The sequence below is a fragment of the Streptosporangium sp. NBC_01469 genome (assembly GCF_036227305.1).
Classification (GTDB): Bacteria; Actinomycetota; Actinomycetes; order Streptosporangiales; family Streptosporangiaceae; genus Streptosporangium.
In genome coordinates, this window is sequence record NZ_CP109465.1 from 8,092,605 (window position 1) to 8,108,204 (window position 15,600).

Consider the following 15,600-nt stretch of genomic DNA (forward strand, 5'->3'; position numbering starts at 1 on the left):
GGTTCGGCTCAGGGCTGCGGTCCGGGCACCGGTGTCCACTGCCGGCACACGTCACCGGCACACGTGCGCAGGGTCGCGAGCCGGTTGGCCAGCGCCTGCCGCGTGGTGGCGTAGCGCGGGTCGTTGTGCACGCTTACGAGCTCGTACGGATCCTGCTGCAGGTCGTACAACTCTCGTTCGCCGGTCGAGTGCTCGACGTACTTCCACCGCGGAGCGCGCAGACCGGCATACCACCGGCCGCTCTGCTTGGGACCGGTCTCGATCACGATGCCGCGCGCGAGGGACGCGGTGTCGTCGGCGATCGGCAGCAGTGAGCGGCCGTCGACGGTCACCCCGGCGGTCGCGCCCGCGGCGTCGAGAATCGTCGGCGCGAGGTCGACGTTGGCCGCGATCGTGCTGACGTGCTTGCCCGCGGGCAGGCCTGGCCCCCTGATGATCAGTGGTACCCGGATCGACTCCTCGTAGGGCACCGTCTTGCCGCTCTGGATCCGGTGCTCGCCCTGCATCCAGCCGTTGTCCGAGGTGAACACGATGAGCGTGCCGGCCAGCTCGCCGGACGCCTGTAGCGCCGCCACGATGTCGGCGACCGCGTCGTCCACGGCGAGGAGCGACTCCAGGCGTCCCTTGAGCCGTACGTCCTCGATCCGGTCCTCGTTCGCGGGGGTGATCCGGGGCCTGTTGCGGATGGCCGCCGGCTTGTCGGAGACGTCCGCCTCGTCGTAGCTGGGGGGCTTGGGCAGTGTCACGTTCTCCAGGTCGCCGCGGTGCCGGGGCGCGGGGCGGGGATTGCGCTGGGACAGGTCCGACCCGTTGGCGGCCCCCTCGCCGTGTGGCGCCAGCGGTGCGAAGGACAGGAAGAACGGCTCACCGGCCGGCGCCTTGCGCCTGATGTAGTCGACGGCCTTGCGAGCGTAGACGTCGGTCTGGTAAAGCGCGGGATCCTCCACGTCGGCCGCGCCGTAGGTGCGCAGGACGCCGTTCTCGTTGAGCGTGTAGCCCCACATGCGGTAGGTGCTCGGGTCCACCGAGCCGTACCACTCGGCCCAGCCGGGCGGGATCTCCGTGGGACGCGCGCGCCCGTAGCCGTTGAGGAACTTGCCGATGTGCGCGGTGTCGTAGCCCGCCCGACGCAGCCAGACCGGCAGGGTCTCCGCGGCGGGCAGCTTCTCGTACCCGCCGTCCGGCGGCTGGTTGCCCAGCACGCCGTGGTTGTGCGCGTACTGCCCGGTGAGAAAAGTGCTGCGCGACGGGCAGCACAGAGAGTAGGACACCACGCTGTTGTCGAAGGTGGTGCCCGGCGTGGCGAGCAGCGACCGTACGTTGGGCAGGTGCCGCAGGGCGGACACGTTCATGTCGTCGACCATGATGACGACCACGTTGGGCTTGGCCGCCAGTGCGCCGGCCGGCGCGCCGGCGGTGGTCACCGTCAGCGCGGCGACACCGGCCAGGGCGAGCAGGGTCGCGCCGAGCTGACGTCGACGCGGGCGTGCGAACATACGACTCCTTCGGGGCAGGACAGCGGACATCGCGAGCCCGTGGAAACGGGGGCGACTGGTACGGCTCGAAGGGGAGAACGGTCTCGGGCGCCGGAGCGCCGGCGTGCTCAGCCGGTGAGACAGCGGGCAGCACCGACTCGCATCAGGTCAACGTGCAACCGTCTCGCCAGGACGATCTCAGTCGGCATGCTAAAAGCGTCGCATCCACCACCAGAACGTGCAACACCCACTAAACAGGTAGATTTATCGGCTTTTTTCTTCGACGGGTCGGCCCCCGAGGAGGAACCGGATCGTGGCGGGTGGTGCCGACGCCGTACGGGGCGGGATCACCCGAACCCCGAGAGCCATCACTCCTTCTCGTGAACACGAGCTCGCGGCGCCCGCAGGTCGTCGGAAGGACGGTGACGACAAGCGCCGCCACGGCCAGGGCCAGGAGCACCGCGGAGATCGGCCGGACAGATCACCCCGCGATCGACGCCCGCCCCGGCATGGCACACAGCGCCCAGCCGGGCGGGGTGGCGTGAAAGTTTCACCGCCGGTTGACGGATATGGGACGACCACTGACGATCATGTTGCCTCCGGGTCAGGGAGGAGGTGTCGAGTGAACGCCACTATCCGTTGCGAGGTGCACCGATGCCAAGAAGCCTGTTACGGGCCACGTCCGCCGTCCTGCTGACGCTGGCCGTCCTGAACGTCCCCACAGCGCGCGCCGACGAGGTCGTCCCGGTCGAGGTGACCGTGAACGCCCGCGCCGCGCTCGCCACCGTCCCGGAAACGGGCATCGGCACCAACCACGCGATCTGGGACACCCGTCTGGGCACCGGCGAAACCGCCGACCTGCTCAAGAACGCGGGCATGAAGCTGCTGCGCTATCCCGGCGGCTCGTACTCCGACATCTACCACTGGGCCGACCACACCGCCCCCGGCGGCTACGTGGCTCCCGACACCGACTTCGACACCTTCATGCGCGGCGTGCGGCGCACCGGAGCGCAGCCGATGGTGACCGCCAACTACGGCACCGGTACGGCGGAGGAGGCCGCGGCCTGGGTGCGGCACGCCAACGTCACCAAGGGTTACGGCGTCAAGTACTGGGAGATCGGCAACGAGAACTACGGCAACGGCCACTACGGCGCCGCCTGGGAGGCGGACAACCACGCAGACAAGAGCCCTGCCGAGTACGCGCGCCATGTCGTGGCCTACTCCGACGCGATGAAGGCCGTCGACCCGACCATCAAGATCGGCGCGGTGCTGACCACGCCGGCCAACTGGCCCGACGGGATAGTCGCCGAGGGCGACGCCGGAACCTGGAACGAGGTCGTCCTGTCGGCCGCCGGATCGAAGATCGACTTCGTGATCCTGCACTGGTACCCCGGCGCCCTCGACAGGGCCGCGCACGTTCCCGACATGATCGACCTCACCCGCCGGCAGATCGCGAGGCACGCGGGGCCCGGCGCCGAGCGGATCGGCATCGCGATGACCGAGTTCAACACCGGGTCGAGCAGCGGTGGCACGACGACCCAGCCCGGCGCGCTGGCCGCCGCCGACGCCTACGCGACGCTGCTGGCCAACGGGGTGTTCACGGTCAACTGGTGGAACGTCCACAACGGCATCGGCAGCGTCACGCAGGTTGAGGGGCACACCGACTACGGCGACTTCGGCCTGCTGTCGAGCGGGACGTGCACCTCCGACGGCGGCGTCTGCGAACCGGCGGTGAACACGCCCTTCGCGCCGTACTACGCGCTCCAGATGGTGAGCAGGTTCGCCCGCCCCGGCGACCTGTTCATCCGGGCCGCGACCGGCCAGGCGAAGGTCGGCGTACACGCCGTGCGCCGCCCCAACGGCGATCTGGCCGTCCTGCTGATCAACACTTCGTCCGACACGTCCTACCCCGTCACGATCGGCTACTCCGGCTTCAGCCCGGCGTCCGGGGCTCCGACCGTACTGACCCACACCAACGGCGCCACGAGCATCACCGCCTCGGCCACGGGCAGCGCGACCGGCCAGACGCTGCCACCGCTCTCGCTGACCACGATCGTCCTGCGTCCCGCCTCCCCCCAGACCGGCCTGCCGGGCACGCCGGGGCAGCCGGCGGCCTCGGCCGTGGCGGACAGGACCGCCACGATCTCCTGGCCCGCCGCCTCCGCCGGCGCGCGCCCGATCGTGAAGTACGAGGTCCACCTCCAGAACGGAGCCGTCAGCGAGCAGCTCGGCGAGACCACCGGGACCTCGTTCACCGCGGGCAACCTGAAGCCGGGCACCCGCTACACGGTCAACGTGATCGCACGGGACAGCGGCGGCGGCGTCTCGTCGCCCTCCGCGCCGCTGACGTTCACGACCGGCACACCCGCCTCCAGCTCGTGCTCGGTACGCCTCACCAAGCAGTCCGACTGGGCCAGCGGGTACGTCGGCGCCATCGACATCACCAACCACGGCGCGCCGATCGACGGCTGGACCCTGAACTTCAGCTGGCCCAGGACGTGGCAGAGCCTGGGCAGCGGCTGGAGCGCCGTCTGGACGCAGAACGGGCGGGACGTCAAGGTCGTCAACGACTCCGGCAACGGCTCGCTGCCCACCGGCGCGTCGACCACGATCGGCTTCGTCGGCAACTACAGCGGCCCGAACACGCTACCCGCCGTCTTCACCCTCAACGGAACCGTCTGCACGACCCGGTAACGGCGGCCGGGGCCGTCTCCTGTAAGAACGCTCATGAACGGCCCCCGCCCCGTGCCGTCTTCCCGGCGGCCACCATTTCAGATCGGGCCGGCGCGGCCCGGACCAGCGGGCCGTAGGTTTCGCCCGTGCGCTCCAGGCCCACCGCATGACCAGAAATCCTTAAGATCAGGCGCTACGGTGAGGAGAGATCGAAAATCCTCTCAAAGTGAGCCGATAGCGAGGTTCCGGCAACGCGGTGGACGGCCTCATCCCGATCGATCACGGGTTCTCACCCTCGGCGAGGAAGTAGGCGACGGTTCCGAGCGCGTGGTGCCGGGCGATGTCGCCGTTTTCCTCGCTGAGGTAGGTGCCGCCGGTCATGTTGACGACCTGTAGCGCCAGCGAGGACAGCTCCTCGTCCGGGTTCAACGCCAGGCTCAACGCCGCGACCGCCGCCCCTTTCACCACCCACCGGCCGTAGGTGGTGTCATGGCCCGGTGCGATGAAACTGTCACGGCTGTCGGCGGGACACGCGTGGTAGGCCTCCACTGACCGCCTGCTGTAGTCCGCCCGAAGGGCGTGCAGCCGCGCGACCACCTCGCCGGAGCGCGCGCCGTTCGCGATCAGGCGTAGAGCCTCCTCGACCAGGGGGCCGTCGATGCCGGCGGTGGTCACCGCCAGGCCGGCGGCGATGTTCACGATCTCCGGCAGCTTGTCGGGCGTGGGTTCGGCGACGATCCGCGCGACGCGGGGGTCGACGGCCGCGATGGCCGTCATCCGCTCGTCGACCCGCAGCGCCACCGGCGCGGAGACGGTCACCGGACGCAACGGGTAAAGGGCGTGTGGCCGGGCCAGCCAGTCCGCGTCGATCCTGATCCCGGACAGCTCCTCACCCACGGCGAACGCGGCGACCCGCCAGTCCGCGTGCCAGTCCGCCTCGCTCACCGACAGCCCGTCGAGCCACTCCCGGCCGCGGGCGCCGTCCAGATCGAGGGCGTCGAACGACGCGACGACCGCGCCGTGGCGGACGTAGCACACGAAGGTGGCCATGTTGACGGTCCACGCGACGCGGTACGCCTCCCCCTCGGTCGCGATCCCGCTCAGCAGCGCCTGGCTCATGCCGCGGAACACGAACGGCTCGACGAGCACGGCCCACTCACCGTGCCGGGCCACCAGCATCACCCCGGTGGCGTCCTCATCCAGCTCCTCCAGGTCCTCCCAGGCCATGCCGAACAGCCCGTCGACGGTCTCCTGCTCCGCCGTGCCCGGATCGCCTCCGAAGCTCCGCACCACTTCGTCGAGGTCACCGGTCCTGACCCAGGTGACGCAGGCGGTCTCGACGTCGATCTCAGCCATGTGAATCCTCTGTGCAGGAAAGGTGAAAACGGCACACGCGCCACCTTCACCCGGGCGATGACCTATTACGGCGGGTTGGAGCCGATAATGTCAGCTCCGATGCCGTCGATCGTACAGATCATGTGATCGAGCTCCGGAACTTCCTCTGCCGACGAATCGATGACGACGACAGCCGGGCGCGACCGGCCCCGCCAACCGCGAGGCCCTCTCGGTGGCGGGTGGGTGGTGCCTGGCACGCCTGTCCCCCGGCCCGCGGCGGGCCGGGGGGTGACCGGCTGTCAGGCGCAGATGTATCCGGACGGAAGCGCGGTGTTGCCGTTCGGGCGGCTCACCTGGAAGCCAACGCTGGTGGTGGCGGCGCCGGGGGCGAGGGAGCCGTTGTGGGCGGCGTTCCTGATGGTCACGGTCTGCCCGCTGACGGTGGTGGTGCCGTTCCACGAGCCGGTCAGCGTGTGCCCGGACGGCAGCGTGAAGGTGACAGTCCATCCGGTGATCGCCGAGGTGCCGGTGTTGGTGACGGTCAGCGGCTGGATGACGTACCCGGTGCTCCACTGGGTCTGCACGGTCGGGACGGCCGCGCAGTTCCCGGTGGACGTGCCGGGTTGGGTGGTGACCTCCGCGGTGTTGGAGACCGGCGAGACGTTGCCCGCGGCGTCCCGCGCCCTGACCTGGTAGCGGTAGGTGGTGTTCGGGGTCAGGCCCGTGTCGCCGAACGAGGTCGTGGCCGAGGTGCCGGCCTGGGTGAACGTGCCACCGCTCGCGCCGGGCGCGCGCAGGATGTCGTAGCCGGTGACGCCGCTGTCGTCCGTCGAGGCCGTCCAGCTCAGGGTCGTGCCCGTGGACGTGGTTCCCGAGGCCGCCAGACCGGCCGGGGCCGTCGGCGGCGAGGTGTCGCCGCCTCCGGTGGTCGTGGTGAACGTGACCGGCTGCGAGTTGCCGGACAGGTTGCCCGCGACGTCACGCGCCCGCACGTACACCTGGTACTGGGTGTTCGCGGTCAGCCCGGTGAGGGTGATCGAGGTGGTGGTGGACTGGCCGAGTTGCGGGTCGGTGGCGCCCTGCTCGCGGTGGACGTTGTAGCCGGCCAGCCCGGAACCGCCCTGGTCGGTGGACGCGGCCCAGGTCAGCGTGGCGCCGGTCGCGGTCACCGCGGACGCGGCCGGGGTGCCCGGCGTGCTCGGTGGCGTGGTGTCGCCGGAATTGCCGAGGGCCGGGGTCTGCCAGTCTCTCCACTCGGACAGGTTGCCGCTCGCCCTGGAGGAGATCCTGATCGCGCCGGGAGCGTTGCCCGTCCTCAGCAGGAACTTCTGGATGTTCTGCTGCAGCGGGGTCCTCCACTCGGACCTGTTGGCGCAGTGGCTGCCGTCCTGGACGTCGGACCAGTAGGTGATGTTCTCCCCCGCGCCGAGCGCCTTGTAGACCTCCGCTCCGCCCAGGGCCGCCACGCTCGCGGACCGGGGGCCCAGATTGGCGATGTGGGGGTTGTCCATGATGAACAGTCCTCGCGGGGCGACCATGGCCACCATCTGGTGGGTGTCAACCGGCAGCCTGGCCGGGCTGCTCGTGAAGGAGCCGAACGCGTCACCCAGCCACGGCTGTTCTCCGTAGGCGCTGCTCAGGCTCTGGGCGCCCTCCCCGGGAATCCCGCGGAAGATGGGGACACCGGCGCTCCCAGACTCGATCGGCATGGTCAGGGCGATGCGCTGGTCGAACGCGCCGACCACGAAGGCGCCCTTCCCGAACCGGGAGCATCCCGTGACGCCGGTCGCGTCCGCCCTGAGAACGCTGCCGTCCGACTGCTCGATGACGTCGATGATCCGGCTCACTCCCCAGGCCCAGGCGAGGAGCAGCCCCGTGCTGCTCGAGGAGCCGTAGACGCTGTAGAACGCGCCCTGCTTGTTGTTGCGCGGCGTGCCCTCTCGCCCGACCGCGTAGGGGTCGTAGCTGATGACGGCGGCACCGGCCGCCCTGATCGCGGCCGTGTCCGCTCCGAATCCTCCCAGGACGACGACGGCCGGGAAAGGTCCCGAACCGCTCGGCAGCGAGACACTCGCGGAGAAGCTGGAGCTCCTGCCGTTGTGGTTCACGTTCACCGTGATGCCGGTTCTGGAGACCGTCCCCGTGACACCGGCCGGCTTCGCGGGCTTCTCGCCGTAGACGAACTTCTCCGCCAGCCTCTTGATCTCCTCCCGTCGGCACCGCCACTCGGACGTGCTGGAGATACGCGTACCGTCCAGCTTCCTGAAAGGATCGGGAAGCCTGGAGTTGGTGGGCAGGGATCCCGCGTCGGGCAGGCCGGCCACCGCGCAGTCGGCACCCTCGTTTTCAACTCCAGCAGCCGCGGCGGCCTCGGGGGGCGCCACCGTCACCGCTCCGGCGATCGAGAGCGCCGCCGCCACCGCCAGCGCGACGACCCTCGAACGGATCCTGGAGCGGGCCAGACTGATGATCACTAGGGCTCTCCCTTCCGGGTGGGGTGTTGGCGCCCAGTCTGAAAATCTGCCCGAAATATGTCAACGAGATATCGAAATATTTCGAAAGCGGGATTCTTGCCACTGCCTTGAACTGGAAACTTGTCAACGCCGATGCCGAAACTTATGGAAATAGCTGAAAGCCAGACATGTTCGGCTCTGCTCAACCTGCTATCCCGAAACTTTCGGCCCAGCCCGGCGTACGGTCTCCGCGCATCCGACCGGCCGTCGGCACACGTTCCCTGGGTGCCGGCGCGCATGACGATGGAACTGTGAGTTCGGAACCGAAGCCGCAAAGACCGCGGGTCGAGCGTCCCAAACCGGGATATCACCAAGCTCAAGGGGCCGGGTGCGGGCATCACCCACGACCTTGTACGTGATGCCCAACATCTACTTCATTGCTGCGGGGACCCCGGGGGTCCGGAGAGGAGCTGTACAGCGCCGACCCGCTCTGGGAAGGCTTAGCCGTTCCTCAGACCCCGGACTTCACGCGCATCGCTCCTGGCGAGACCGGGCGACAGGGGAACGCCTGCTCTCAGATCTGCTCGCTTTCCAGGTCCTCCAACGAGAGCCCCGCGTCGGTCAGCCGCCTGTTCAGCAGTTCGACGAGCTCTTCGTCCTGCCGCACGACCCTCCACGCCTCACGCCGCCCGACCTTGGGCTCCTCACCCTCCTTCGGCCGGTACCGATCGCCGCCGCGCCAGAGCGCGACCGTCCGGACCGCCTCGCGGGTGAACGGGGTACCGCGCATGGTCTTGCCCGTCGCCTGGAACAGCACGGTCCACACCCCGGGCAGGGCCGCGACGAACGCCTCCTCGAACACGCCGGGCGCGGCCTCCGGCAGTGCGATGCTCGCGGCCACACCCGTCGGGTCGGTGACCACCGCCCGCACCTCGGCGCGCTGCGACACCGGGACGTCGTACTCGGAGAGCGTGACGCGGAGCCGCGACTCGGCGCCCGGCTCGAAGGAGTCCTGCCGGACCTCGGCATGCATGCGCAGGTCCGAGGACGCGTGGACGAGCAGGGTGCCCCGCAGCCCCTCGCGGAGGATCTTCCGAGCGTCTTCGCGGCTGAGCTTGCCGTCTCCGGAGATCGCCTTCCTGACGGCCTGTCCCGACAGGTGGAACCGTGCCAGCCACTGCCCCGCGCGCGGGTCGGCCCCGATGGGGACCGGCAGCGTCAGCCGGTAGTACACGACCTGATCGGCAAGTTTGAAGTAATTGCGTCCGGTCAGCCTCGACACGAAGGCGGGGTCGACCACGTCCCCGTCCGGCGTGATCAGAGTCATCTCCACCAGCCAGGGGTGCTGCGTCAGGAACATGACGTCGGTGACGAAGTCCGTCTCGGCCAGGAGGAAAGGGACGTCCACGGTGGTGTCCGGGGCCACGGTGACCGGCGGATCCACGACGATCTGGTCGTTCTTGACGCCGGCGAGGACCTGCAGGAAGTACTTCGCCAGTTTTTGACATCCACTCCGCCTTAAAGGACGGAGATTCCGGTCTGCCGCGTGTGCGGCTCCTGGCGGGTTACCGCTTCTTCGCGCGGTGCCGGGATCGCTCCCGGTCCTACCCGCGCTCCACAGTCGTTTAGTCTCTCCGCCTGCCCGGCGGCGAGAATGTTGACCGCGGCGTTGATGTCCCGGTCGTGGCCGGCCCCGCAGGGGCAGGTCCAGGACCGGACGTTCAACGGCATCGAATCGGTGATGGTCCCGCAGGCCGAGCACAGCTTCGACGACGGAAACCAGCGGTTGATCTTGGCGAAGTGGCGGCCATACCTGACGGCTTTGTACTCCAGCATGGCGACGAACTGCGACCAGCCCGCATCATGCACACTCTGCGCCAGCCTCGTGCGCGCGAGACCGGACACGGCGAGATCCTCCACATACACCGCTTGGTTGTCGCGGATCAACGTGGTGGACAACGTGTGGGCGAAGTCGCGGCGCGTGTCGGCCACCTTGGCGTGAGCCTTGGCGACCTTCAGCTTGGCCTTGGCCCGGTTCGCCGATCCCTTCTTCGTTCGGCTCAACGCCTTCTGTGCCTTGCGGAGCTGCTTGGCCGCCCGCCGCAGAAAGCGCGGGTTGGCGATCTTCCGGCCATCGGAGGTGATCGCAAAATGGGTGAGACCCAGGTCGAGGCCGATCTCGGGACCCGTCTCGGGCAACGGCTCGTTTGAGGTCTCGACGACGAACGACGCGAAGTACCGGCCCGCCGAGTCCTTGACCACCGTCACCGATGACGGGTCCGACGGCAGGGTCCGCGACCAGCGCACCTCCACCTCACCGATCTTCGGCAGCCGGAGTCTCCCACCCGCCGTGACCGTGAATCGGGCATTCTTCGTGAACCGGACCGCTTGGCGGGAGTCCTTGCGGGATCGAAACCGGGGTGGGGCAATCGTGCGGCCCCTGCGTTTGCCGGACAGGGAGGCGAAAAAGTTGCGGTAGGCGGTGTTCAGATCCGCGAGCGCCTGCTGCAAGAGCACGGCCGACACCTCGCCCAGCCATGCCCGCTGCGGCGTCGCCGTGGCCCGCGTGATGACGTGTTTGGACAACTCCCCATCCGAGATGTACGGCAGGCCCCGCATCCGGGCGTCCTGCCTCAGGCGCAGCCCGTCGTTGAACACCGTCCGCGCGCACCCGAACGCCCGCGCCAGCGCTTGACGCTGACCCTGCGACGGGTAAAGGCGGAAGTTGTACCTGAGCTGCACGGATCAATTGTGCGTCCATGCGCCGTGGCGTGCAGGGAATCCACAGAGATGAGGTGGCAGTTGCCGGCGACACCCGCCATACCCTCACCGTTGTCCGCCGCTCCGGTGGCCGCGGAGGCGCAGCACATGCCGTGGTCCGCGCTCTCACCGGTGTTGGTCGCGTCGTTGTCGGCCACCATCCCGTTGAAGTCGAACAGCCGCGCGATCTTCGAGGTGCCGTCGGTGAGGGTGACCGCGACGCTCGGGTGCCCGGCGTCGACGCCGTGGTCGACCCGCTGAGCCCGGCCCGGCGACACCTCCCGGACCACGTTGTCCGGCTCGTCGCTCTCCTGGCGCAGCTCCGGCACGCGCAAGACCACGACCTGCTCGTCGTCGAAACGGATCAGCCGCGAGGCGCCGCCGTTCAGCCTCTCGACATCGCGCACCGTGTCGTCCTCCCCGGACGGACGGTTGAGCCGTACACCGACGGCGTCCAGGATGGGCTGGAACGGGACGCGCACCCGGCCCCGGTTGTAGTGCGGCCATCCGGCCGGTCCCAGGACGAACTGCTCGACGCCGTCCGGGCGTGTGGGGTAGCCGCCGCCGATCTCGCGGGAGTCGGGCGCGTAGCCCTGGGCGATGACAACGATGGTGGCCGGTTCCGAAGGGGGAACATCGAAGCGCGCCTGCCCCTTGCGGTCCGTGGTGACCGTCACCTGTTCTCGCGAGCTGTCCACCCGGGTCACCCGGGCGTCCATCACGGGCGTGCCGTCGTGGGACGCGACCGAGACCGTCAGTGCCGATGCGTTCATACCTGGCCCCCACGTCTGTCAGCGCTTACGCAAAGCCGACGATAGGGATAGTGCTAACACTATGACAAGAAACCTAAACAGAGCGCAACCATCTATCTGGCGGCCGCCTCCCTGGCCGGCGCGGACCCGGGTCTCCTGGTCCGAGGGCCGGTGTGCTGGATACTGAGATCAGATTCGGAACATGGACAGGGGAGCCGTGCAGAGGGCCTGCTCAGCGCCGAACTCCTCGAACGTGCTGATGGGGCGAAAGCCAAGGCGGGCGGCGAGTTTCAGAGATCGCTTGTTCGCGGTCTGGGTCACGAGCAAGACCGGCTGGTCGGGGAGTTCGTCAGCCGCGGCGCGCAACGCGGCCGTCGCGGCCTCGAATGCGAACCCCGCACCCCAGGCGCTGCGCCGCAGTACATAGCCCAGTTCCAGTTTCTCGCCATCCTCGGTGACATGCCCAGGGCTGTCGGTCGACCGGCGGGCGAGCATCAATGTTCCGATAAACCGGTTCGTCGTGTTGTCCGCGATGACATAGTTGCCGGGCCTGGATGTCGCGTTGGCGATTGCCGCGTCGAAGCGCTGCTCGACATCACTCCGAGGCTGGGGACCACCGATGTATGCCTGAACCTCGGGATCGGTCGAGAGCTCGATGAATCCTTCACGGTCGGCATCGTGCAACGCTCTGCGAAGCAGGAGCCGTTCCGAAGGGACCTCCGTGGCAGATAGCGTGCGCAATTGGCTCATAGGCCCAGGAGCCTAAAACACGGGCCCCTTGCCTGAGCTACCGCACTCGCCGCACCACGACGCCTCATCGCGACGACCCATCACTGATCAACCGCTTCCCCCGCCCTCGAAGACCGTCGCGCTGGTCCCGGCCATCCTCGGCATGCTCGCCTCTACTTGCCTGACGTGCCTTAACGACCTCCATGCGGCTGACCGGCAGGTTCGCTTGACAACCCCGGACAACGATCGAGCGGATCGTGCCGCCGCAGCCGGCGCTGACCGGCGGCGGGAGGGGCCCGGTAGGATCGTCCGCGTGGATCTGGACGCCATCGCCGCCAGGCTCGGGGTACCCGTCGAGGACGTCGACCGCGTGCACCGGCTCGCCGGCGACCGTCCGTCTGCTCCGCTGCCCGCCAAGGCCGACGCGCCCGCGATCCTCGACCGGCTCGCGGTGCGGCCGGACGACGCCGCCGAGATCATGGCGGGCTGGCCCGATCCCGACTCTCCACTGTGGACGCCGGAGCTGCGCTGGCTGCTCGACCGCTCGATCGCCCTGGTCCGCGCCGATCTCGGGGGCCACAGCTGGCTGTCGCCCGGTCCGGAGTTGCCGCGCGAACGGGGCCCCGCCTGGCGGCATCTCTACGTGTACGCGTACCTGGCCCTGGTCGACGTTGTCACGGGATACCACCGCGACCACGGCATCGCCGATGCCGTGTCGTGGGTGACCCTCGCGGACCTGGGCCGCAACCTCGCGATCGACCGGCGGATGCACCGCGAGGGCTGGCCGGTCATGCAGGGCTGGCTGACGCTGCACGCGCGCGGCGGCATCTACGAGCTGGGCCGGCTGCAGTACCACCGCGGCGGCACCACCCCCACCATCGACCTGCACATCCCCGAGTCAGGGCCGATGACCCCGGAGACGGTCGCGGCGTCGCTCGACGAGGCCCGCGTGTTCTTCCCGCGCCACTTTCCCGACGAGCGCTACACGGCGTTCTCCTGCGGCTCGTGGCTGCTCGACCCGCAGCTGCTGGAGTACCTGCCCGGGGACTCCAACATCGTCCGGTTCCAGCGGAGGTTCGAGCTGGAGCCCTACCAGGAGCCGGAAGGGCTGGACGCCGACGTCGAGGTGCTGCGGTTCGTGTTCCGCACCCTGACCACGCCGCTCGACCAGCTGCCGCGCCGCACCGTGCTCCAGCGCGCGATCGTCGACCACCTGAAGGCCGGCCGCCACTGGTACGTCCGCCGCGGCCGCTTCCCGATCCGGCCGCACTCCTGATCTTGTTTCTGTGGCGGTGCTCTTGGCCGGCCGTGGTTCGCTCAGGGGAGCTTGGGAACCAGTGTCCAGACGTTGCCGGTCCGGGGAGTCCGAGGTTGATCAGGATTCGCAGGTTGAGGGCGGCGGCACGGGTGTGGAGCAGCCCACTCACCCTGCGCATCCACCACTGTGGCCTCATTCCAGAAGGAACAAGGCCAGAACGCAAGACCTTCAGCGGCCTTCTAGGGGAGGCGAACGACCGCGACGCCGTGTTGGTATTCGCCGAAGCTCCAGCCGGCGATGAGGACGGCTCCCAGCTGTTCGACGGCGCCGCCGCTGGGGGGCCATTCGTCGGCGGCGAGATAGAGGGCGCCTGAGGAGACGGCGTCCGCCTCCTCCACGCAGTGGAAGCGGAGGTGGTCGCGAAGGGCCTGGTTCCGGACGGGACGGAGGGCCTTCTCCCATCGCGGTTCGGCTTCTTCCACGTAGCCGTCGTCGCCACCCATGGGGATGAGGTGGTCGGGGCCCCGGTGGGTGAACGTGGCGGCGCGCAGGGCGTCCCGGAGAGTGCCGTCGGTGGCCAGGCGCAGGGTCGCGGTGATCGAGTAGTGGAAGTTGTCAAGATCCTCGGCGGTCAGGTCGACGCCGTGGCGAACCAGGAGCGGGGACAGGTCCGCGCCGCGGATCAGCAGGTCGACGCCCTTCAGGGCGGCGGCGGCGCGGACGTCGTCGGCGAAAGCGCCGGAGAACGGGCCGTCGAGCACCTCCGCGTCGAAGTGGACGAACGAGTCGCTCAGGTCGAAGTGCCAGGCGAAACCCTGGTGGTCCTCGTCCAGGTAGACGGGGTCGGGGAGCGGCCTCGGCGTCGGGTCGGCGAGCGCGGCGGGGCTCAGCCAGCCGGCCGGAGGTGCCATCTCGTTGAGGACGTCCCCGCCGTAGTAGACCGCGTACGTCGCCTCCGGGTCATAGTCGGCGAGCCTCCTGCCCAGCAGGATCCCGAACGCCTCATCCAGTTCCTCGTCCCAGCCCATGTCCGCCTCATTGCCGTAGGAGTGAAACGTGTATTGTGCCGGATCTCCCCACCTCGTGAGGGAGATCGAGCGGAACGCCGCCGGCTCCCACGGGGCCGGGCATCGTCAGATTCGGATCGCCCGGCTTGAGGTGCTCCAGAGATTCCGGACAGATCACTCGCTAGGATGGCGAAACATGCCAAAAGGTTCCGGGCGTAGGTTCAGCCAGGAGTGAGCGGTGACACCGATCCGAAGCGCCGTTTCCGCCGGTCGGCCAAACGTGTTGGACGTTCGGCGGCTGTCACCCTGTTCGGCGGCCGGGCCCGCGGGTGACTTGGAGCTGGTTCACCGCCTCGACGACGGGCGCCGCGCCGTCCTCTGCCGAGACTCCGACCGACAGGGCCTGGGCCCGCTGCCGAGACGAAGACCGGCGGGGGCCCCGATGTCAGGAAGTCGCGCAGCACCGGATCCGGCTGCCAGCCTCGCGGTTGGAGCGGCCACCAGTAACCCGTGATCTCCAGCCCCGGCCGCCAGTCGGCCGGGCGCGGCACCACCAGCGGGCTGACCCCGTGGAAGACCGGCCAGCGCGTGTCCTCCCGGCGCCGGTAGAGGGCGCGCGGGGTCATCGGGGGCAACCCGAGCCGGGCCCGCATCTTCGTGCTCATCCCGGCGAGCAACGGGCCGGCGGCGGGCGACTCGAACGCGAGCCGGGCCGTCCTGCGGTTTCCCCACCGTCCGAGCGATTGACGGAACAGGCTCATGACCGGCGGAAAGTCGCCCGTGGGATCTATCGGCTGCAGGTGCACCCCCATGCTCGGCACGCCCATCGCCTCGGCGACGTGACAGCCCTGCGCGCCCGCCATGCCCAGCAGGAGCAGGTCTGCCTCCTGCTCGGCGATCTGGGTCAGGCCGTCCATGAGCTGCTCGCTGTACTCCTTGAACGCGCTGATGGAGAAGCGGCCGGTCAGTGCGGGGAGCGGATCTCCGGGAAGTGGCAGATACTCCAGGCCCGCATCGGTCACGAGCTCCGCGTACGGCTCGTGCGCGGCGATCGCCACCTCGTGCCCGGCCTCGCGTAAGCGCATTCCCAGTCCCGTGTACGGCGCCACGTCCCCCCGTGTGCCGACCCCGACGATTAAAACTCGCATCCGCATCCCC

12 protein-coding genes and 1 pseudogene are annotated in these 15,600 nt (G+C 69.1%); 3 read left to right on the forward strand and 10 right to left on the reverse strand.

The annotated features are described in order from the left end of the window. Window positions 1–8: 8 nt before the first annotated feature. Window positions 9–1,496, reverse strand: a complete 1,488-nt coding sequence (locus tag OG587_RS35195) for a sulfatase family protein (RefSeq protein ID WP_329083036.1) — start codon at window positions 1,494–1,496, stop codon at window positions 9–11. A gap of 401 nt (window positions 1,497–1,897) precedes the next feature. Here OG587_RS35195 and OG587_RS35200 point away from each other — a divergent pair, with 401 nt between their 5' ends. Next, window positions 1,898–2,020: a hypothetical protein gene (locus tag OG587_RS35200; RefSeq protein ID WP_329083038.1), complete on the forward strand. Its 123-nt coding sequence runs from the start codon at window positions 1,898–1,900 to the stop codon at window positions 2,018–2,020. Window positions 2,021–2,129: 109 nt separating this feature from the next. Beyond that, window positions 2,130–4,169, forward strand: a complete 2,040-nt coding sequence (locus tag OG587_RS35205; protein ID WP_329083040.1) for a cellulose binding domain-containing protein — start codon at window positions 2,130–2,132, stop codon at window positions 4,167–4,169. A gap of 258 nt (window positions 4,170–4,427) precedes the next feature. Here OG587_RS35205 and OG587_RS35210 read toward each other — a convergent pair whose 3' ends face one another. The 7 genes and pseudogenes from OG587_RS35210 to OG587_RS35235 form a co-directional block, all read right to left on the reverse strand. Continuing rightward, complete coding sequence (locus OG587_RS35210; RefSeq protein WP_329083041.1) at window positions 4,428–5,504, reverse strand: DUF6461 domain-containing protein; 1,077 nt, start codon at window positions 5,502–5,504, stop codon at window positions 4,428–4,430. Between the two features lie 278 nt (window positions 5,505–5,782). After that, window positions 5,783–6,652, reverse strand: a complete 870-nt coding sequence (locus OG587_RS47385; protein ID WP_443075645.1) for a fibronectin type III domain-containing protein — start codon at window positions 6,650–6,652, stop codon at window positions 5,783–5,785. 315 nt (window positions 6,653–6,967) lie between these two features. Next, a pseudogene (locus tag OG587_RS47390) lies at window positions 6,968–7,957 on the reverse strand (glucuronyl esterase domain-containing protein); the annotation flags it as partial. Window positions 7,958–8,510: 553 nt separating this feature from the next. Then, window positions 8,511–9,380, reverse strand: a complete 870-nt coding sequence (locus OG587_RS35220) for a hypothetical protein (protein ID WP_329083046.1) — start codon at window positions 9,378–9,380, stop codon at window positions 8,511–8,513. A gap of 74 nt (window positions 9,381–9,454) precedes the next feature. Then, window positions 9,455–10,678 carry an RNA-guided endonuclease InsQ/TnpB family protein gene (locus OG587_RS35225; RefSeq protein ID WP_329083048.1) on the reverse strand — a complete coding sequence of 408 codons (1,224 nt, stop codon included), beginning with the start codon at window positions 10,676–10,678 and terminating at the stop codon, window positions 9,455–9,457. Beyond that, window positions 10,570–11,469, reverse strand: coding sequence for a S8 family serine peptidase (locus OG587_RS35230; RefSeq protein WP_329083049.1), 900 nt, complete (start codon window positions 11,467–11,469; stop codon window positions 10,570–10,572). Before OG587_RS35230 ends, OG587_RS35225 begins: the two co-directional genes overlap by 109 nt. Window positions 11,470–11,637: 168 nt before the next feature. Continuing rightward, complete coding sequence (locus OG587_RS35235) at window positions 11,638–12,198, reverse strand: GNAT family N-acetyltransferase (RefSeq protein ID WP_329083050.1); 561 nt, start codon at window positions 12,196–12,198, stop codon at window positions 11,638–11,640. A gap of 292 nt (window positions 12,199–12,490) precedes the next feature. Between OG587_RS35235 and OG587_RS35240 the strand changes: the two genes are divergently transcribed. After that, a complete protein-coding gene (locus tag OG587_RS35240) occupies window positions 12,491–13,453 on the forward strand; it encodes an acyltransferase domain-containing protein (RefSeq protein WP_329083052.1) in 963 nt (320 codons plus the stop codon). 221 nt (window positions 13,454–13,674) lie between these two features. Here the strand turns inward: OG587_RS35240 and OG587_RS35245 are convergent, their stop codons facing one another. Both OG587_RS35245 and OG587_RS35250 read right to left on the reverse strand, forming a co-directional pair. Beyond that, a complete protein-coding gene (locus OG587_RS35245) occupies window positions 13,675–14,463 on the reverse strand; it encodes a hypothetical protein (protein WP_329083054.1) in 789 nt (262 codons plus the stop codon). A 200-nt stretch (window positions 14,464–14,663) separates the two neighbouring features. Beyond that, window positions 14,664–15,596 carry a glycosyltransferase gene (locus tag OG587_RS35250; RefSeq protein WP_329083056.1) on the reverse strand — a complete coding sequence of 311 codons (933 nt, stop codon included), beginning with the start codon at window positions 15,594–15,596 and terminating at the stop codon, window positions 14,664–14,666. Window positions 15,597–15,600 lie beyond the last annotated feature (4 nt).

What these genes read in the sequence shown, in the direction of transcription:
- OG587_RS35195 (WP_329083036.1), bottom strand. Translation starts at nt 1,496, where the DNA reads ATGTTCGCACGCCCGCGTCGACGTCAGCTCGGCGCGACCCTGCTCGCC.
- OG587_RS35205 (WP_329083040.1), top strand. Translation starts at nt 2,130, where the DNA reads ATGCCAAGAAGCCTGTTACGGGCCACGTCCGCCGTCCTGCTGACGCTG.
- OG587_RS35210 (WP_329083041.1), bottom strand. Translation starts at nt 5,504, where the DNA reads ATGGCTGAGATCGACGTCGAGACCGCCTGCGTCACCTGGGTCAGGACC.
- OG587_RS35230 (WP_329083049.1), bottom strand. Translation starts at nt 11,469, where the DNA reads ATGAACGCATCGGCACTGACGGTCTCGGTCGCGTCCCACGACGGCACG.
- OG587_RS35235 (WP_329083050.1), bottom strand. Translation starts at nt 12,198, where the DNA reads ATGAGCCAATTGCGCACGCTATCTGCCACGGAGGTCCCTTCGGAACGG.
- OG587_RS35245 (WP_329083054.1), bottom strand. Translation starts at nt 14,463, where the DNA reads ATGGGCTGGGACGAGGAACTGGATGAGGCGTTCGGGATCCTGCTGGGC.
- OG587_RS35250 (WP_329083056.1), bottom strand. Translation starts at nt 15,596, where the DNA reads ATGCGGATGCGAGTTTTAATCGTCGGGGTCGGCACACGGGGGGACGTG.